At 59.5% G+C, this 4824-nt stretch carries 3 protein-coding genes; 2 read left to right on the plus strand and 1 reads right to left on the minus strand.

Annotated features, from left to right (window positions below; genetic code table 11):
* Positions 1-472: 472 nt before the first annotated feature.
* Together SGJ19_13845 and SGJ19_13850 are read left to right on the plus strand one after the other, a co-directional pair.
* Positions 473-2068: an ATP-binding protein gene (locus tag SGJ19_13845; GenBank protein ID MDZ4781333.1), complete on the plus strand. Its 1596-nt coding sequence runs from the start codon at positions 473-475 to the stop codon at positions 2066-2068.
* Between the two features lie 576 nt (positions 2069-2644).
* A complete protein-coding gene (locus SGJ19_13850) occupies positions 2645-3115 on the plus strand; it encodes an SUKH-4 family immunity protein (protein ID MDZ4781334.1) in 471 nt (156 codons plus the stop codon).
* A 1508-nt stretch (positions 3116-4623) separates the two neighbouring features.
* On the opposite strand, the gene SGJ19_13855 is transcribed toward SGJ19_13850, so the two are convergent.
* Positions 4624-4824: hypothetical protein (locus tag SGJ19_13855; protein ID MDZ4781335.1), on the minus strand; the 201-nt coding region annotated here is incomplete at its 5' end.

Raw genomic sequence — 4824 nt, forward strand, 5'->3', positions numbered from 1 at the left:
GAAGATGAGGCGGGGGCGGGAGTTGGGGCTAGACGCCAGGCGTTGGGCGCTAGAAGACGGAGAGACGGAGGGAAGCCGCCAAGTTGGCCGAGCAGGCAAAAGAAGTTGGCGCCAAAATGCAGCGGTTTGCGGACAAGAAAGAGAAGCCGCCGAAGTAGCCGGCAACACAGTCCTAGGACACTACCTAATGGTCAGTATGGCGTTGCGTGCAGGCCCAAATTCCGAACAATGGTAAGTTGCGGAGCCGGAAGGTCATTGAAAGTAGGATCGGCTCCGCCAGATCGGCGAAAATGACGCCGCACGGGATGCTCTTCAGTTCCTCTCCCGTCGACTTTGTCGTCGCCGGTCCAGCGGAGCCGATGGCTCTCTGAGGTTCTGCCAAGAAGTTGAATCGCGTCGAGAGCGATCCCGTTCCAAGGGGTCTCCGCTTAAGGGAAGCCTCGCTGATTCGATCCTTTCGAAAGTCGTGACCATGGACGAAGAATTCGGGGGCGACCTCTCGCCGCAACAAATCGAGGAGCGGTTCGGACTGCTGGCCGCCGACGCAAAGGAATACGCGGTCTTCATGCTCGGCCAAGACGGCAACTTGATTTGTTGGAACGCCGGTGCGGAACGGCTGTTCGGTTATCACTCACACGAAATCAAGGGGCAACATTTCTCTCGCTTCTTCGCGCCGGAAGACATCCGCTCCGGCCAACCGGAGCATGAGCTGGCGAAGGCCACGGACGACGGTCGAGCCGACGGGGTGCTGTGGCAAGTTCGGAAAGACGGTTCCCGATTCTGGTGTCGGTCGACGATGACGTCCCTGCGGGACGAACATAAGCAGGTCCGGTCGTTTGCCCGGGTGATGCACGACCTGACCGACAGCCAAGCGCAGGACGCGCAAAAGAAGCGGGCCGACGACTTGACCGCCGCCGCCCGGGCCCAAGAAGAATTCATTGCATTGCTCTCTCACGAACTGCGCAACCCGTTGGCGCCCATTCTGAACGCCTTGAGCGTGATCCGGCAGATGAAGACCAACGACCCGATCATCGAGCAGGCCGGGAACATCATGAACCGCCAGGTGGCGCAGATGGTGCGTTTGGTGGACGACCTGCTCGACATCACCCGCATCACCAAGGGGAAGCTGCGGCTGACCAAGGAAAAGGTCGAATTACGCGTCATCGCCAACCGGTCCGCCGAGACGGCCCGACCGCTACTGGAGGCCCGCAAGCACGAGTTCTCCATGTCGCTGCCGACCAAGCCGGTTTGGGTGGATGCCGACTCGGCTCGGATGGAGCAGATCGTCGTCAACCTGCTCAACAATGCGGCGAAGTACACCGACATCGGGGGGCTCATTCGGCTGAGCGTCGGACAGGAGGGATCGGAAGCGGTGATCCGGGTGCGGGATAACGGTGTCGGGATCACGCCGGAGCTGCTTCCCCAGATTTTCGACATGTTCACTCAGGCCGACGGCTCCCACGGCCGGACTTACGGAGGGCTGGGAATCGGGCTTGCCTTGGTCCGCACGCTGGTGGAGATGCAAGACGGCAGGGTGCAAGCTCAGAGCGGCGGCCTCGGCAAAGGGAGTGAGTTTACGGTCAAGCTACCGTTGGCTTCGGGCGTCCCCTGGCGGGAAACCACGACCATCGTCGAATCGCTCGAGGCCGCCAACCCGCTGCGAATCCTGGTGGTCGAGGACAACGTGGATTCCGCCGACAGCCTAAACCTGTTGCTCCGACTGTACGGACACGAAGTGCACATTGCCCGCACCGGTCCGAGCGCCTTGGAAGTGGCGTTGGATTGTCGGCCCGACGTGGTGCTCCTGGACATCGGCTTGCCGGGCATCGACGGCTATGAGGTTGCGAAGCGTTTGCGAGAGAAGCCGGAGTTCAAGAACGTGATGATCTGCGCCTTGACGGGTTACACGCCGAGCGAGGCGGACCGTCTGCGTCAGGCGCAAACGGGCTTCGACCGCAACTTCGTCAAGCCCGTGAAGATCGAGGCGCTGGTCGAGTTGTTTAAGACGGTGGTAAAACAGCCGCCCCTAGCGGACCAGGACTGTCAACCGGAAACCGGCCACTCGTAAATCGGCGACACGGCCGATACCGGGCTATTCACATTCGGCTGCGCGGCCTCATGCTGAAGTCGCGCCATTCGCGCCCCGTCGTCAAGGAAGAGCTTGAGGATGCGGAGGCGATGATCAAATGACCAGCGTCTCGCCCCGACAAGCCAAGCGAACGTGTTGACGGCATGAGACTTGTCCCGATTGATTGCCGCAGCGGACGCTGGGTTCCTGTGGCCTTACGGCATTGGGCCAGGACCAGGACCAGGTTAATCGGGTGCACGCCTTCGTCAGGGTCGACAACCGGCGCTCGGAGCGCTTGCTCGAGCGCAGTGGGTTTGTGCGTGAGGGTTGATCGAAAGGCCGGCGGCACTCTACGAGGACCGAGCGAATCGACTCCCGACCTCCCGACCCCTTATCCTCCGACAGACCTGTCCGCTTTGCTCGACCGGATTCAAAGCTCGGAACTGACGCTTCGGGCTTTAACTTGACCGGCATCGGCCGCGAACGAATGGACCCAAGAAACCGTACAGGCCTGCGATGACGCCCCAAGAGTTCAAAACTCGGTTTATCGAGAGCCTTCCTGAATTGCCGCCCGACTTGGCCGATTTGGGGCGGGAAATTCGTGAGTTCGTTCGGTTTCCGATTTCGCTCGTTCAAAACCTAATGATCCGTCCGCCGGACAAGGCGATCCTGTCGGAATCGGGACTCCCCAACCAGGCGTCTCCGTTTCTGTCGTTTGGGCTTTCGCCTAAGGATATGCTGCAACGTCTAAGCGACGGCTACGGGCTAGACGCCTCGTACGACCGGTACAGCATGATCGGCCACAACGGCTCGGGGGACATGATCTGCATAGACGAGCAAAACGAAGGATCGGTGGTTTACTTGAATCACGACAACAACATGCAGGTCGTCTTCATGAACTCCAGCGTTACGGCACTGGCCGAGTGTTTGTGCATTTTAGCGGTTTTTATGCGAAGCAAGGATGCCACCGAATGCCGAGATGCCTTGCAGCGGGCGGATTCGTCTGCCATGAGGAGCGGAACATTCTGGCCCAATGAGATCGACTAAGCCGAATTCTTGCGAATCGACGGCGACCGATATAGACGGGCTCGCGGTCGAACCGATTCATTCGCTGGAATGCCCTCGGCGTAACGGACGGAGAAGAAAACGAGTGGCCCCAGGCTGCGCCGAGTACGGCGAGCCTGAGCGGCTGATAGAAAGGCCGGTGGCACTCTACGACGACCGTGCGAATCGACTCCCGACCCGAATGCCACTAAGTTAAGGCCGTGCTTGCACAACGCATTGCGGTCGATGAGCCGAAGTTAGCACAATATGCAGGCTAGCTTAGTGACGTTCACTCCCGACCCCTTATCGACCCCAAGGTGCCCGGTCAGGCTCGCGGGCGTGGATGTCGTACGGAGAGGCCAAGTCGTAGCAAGGATCAGGCCAAGCGAAACCGAAGAGCTTGGCGTCGACTGAAGTGTGACGAAGGGTTCCATGCTGAAAATGAAGCCGCGATCAGCGGCGCTATGAGTTGTTAAGTCGGCGCAGTATTATGTTCCGCTCCGTGTGACATTCTTCGTTCCGCTTCCGCCTGAACCGGTCGACCAATCACTATGTTCGTCTTGCCGACGGGAGTTACTCTCTTCGATGTCGCACGACAAATAGACGTCGACGCTATCGTGGGTCGCCTGACCAGGCATGACGCGGCGGATTCCATCGATGGCAAATGGTGGGGAATCCCCGTGTCAAAAACACTACGAGAGCAAGAGGGAGACCACCATTGGTGCTGGCGGCAGCAAGTCGGAGAGAAAAGGAACCGTGCAGCTTGGGAATGCCTCGCGGCTCGCGGGCCGGAGGGTGACATCGAGGGCGCGGCCATCTATCGGGTTGACGCTCGGTCGCAACTCGATCCGAATGAGGGGACGGTCTACATGGATCGGCTCGCCGCCGCCCCCAGGAATCGGGATTGGCTGGTTGCGCCACCGAGATACCGGGGGGTTGGGACGGCGTTATTGCTTGCCGCGGTGCAACACAGCTATTCTCTCGGCCTCGGCGGGCGGGTATGGTTGTCCTGCCTTCCGGACGCCAGATCGCAGCGTTTTTACGAGGGAAAAGGCTTTTGCGTGCTGTCCGTAGACGAGGACGGTATGATTGATTACGAGCTTCCAGCCGATGTAGCAGAGAAGTGGCTCGAAGCAGAAGGGTGCATCTAATGCCAAGTCGAGACGACGATTTCGTGCCGGTCTCCAGTGGGCGTCAGCTCACGGCGGACGATGTGCGCGCCGACATGGACGCGGTCAACGGTTTAGATGCGAAGTCCGATCTCGATTTGCACCTCGTTCGGATGTTGACTCTTCATCCCAACGTTAAGGTGCGATTTCGAAGTCAGGATCTATCCCGGCTTGATGATGCGACCAAGCAGGCTCTTCTTGCGGATATGAATCGGCTCCTGGGCATTAGACCCTTGCGATCGACAAGCGGATGATCTCGGTCGAAGATGCGAAACGATTCGGCAGGGACAATTTTCCGAAGTCCCCCGAGAAGCTAGCCGAGAAGCTCCAAGTCGAGGTTTGCTATTCGGAACTGGGTGGTTGCGACGGATGGTGCCTCACCGTCGGCACGAAGTCCATCATTCGAATCAATAGCAAGATGTCGCCGACGCGGCAACGCTTCACTCTAGCCCTTAAACAAGCGTATGCCGCGTGTCGAAAGTCGCCACGGACCGCCTGAATCGTGCGGGCGTAGTGCGAGCGGTCCGTCGCGTTGCGGGTGAC

The organism is Planctomycetia bacterium (assembly GCA_034440135.1).
Taxonomy (GTDB): Bacteria; Planctomycetota; Planctomycetia; order Pirellulales; family JALHLM01; genus JALHLM01.

Bases quoted from the DNA above. Each gene is read 5' to 3' on its own strand.
- SGJ19_13845 (MDZ4781333.1), top strand. From the start codon at position 473: ATGGACGAAGAATTCGGGGGCGACCTCTCGCCGCAACAAATCGAGGAG.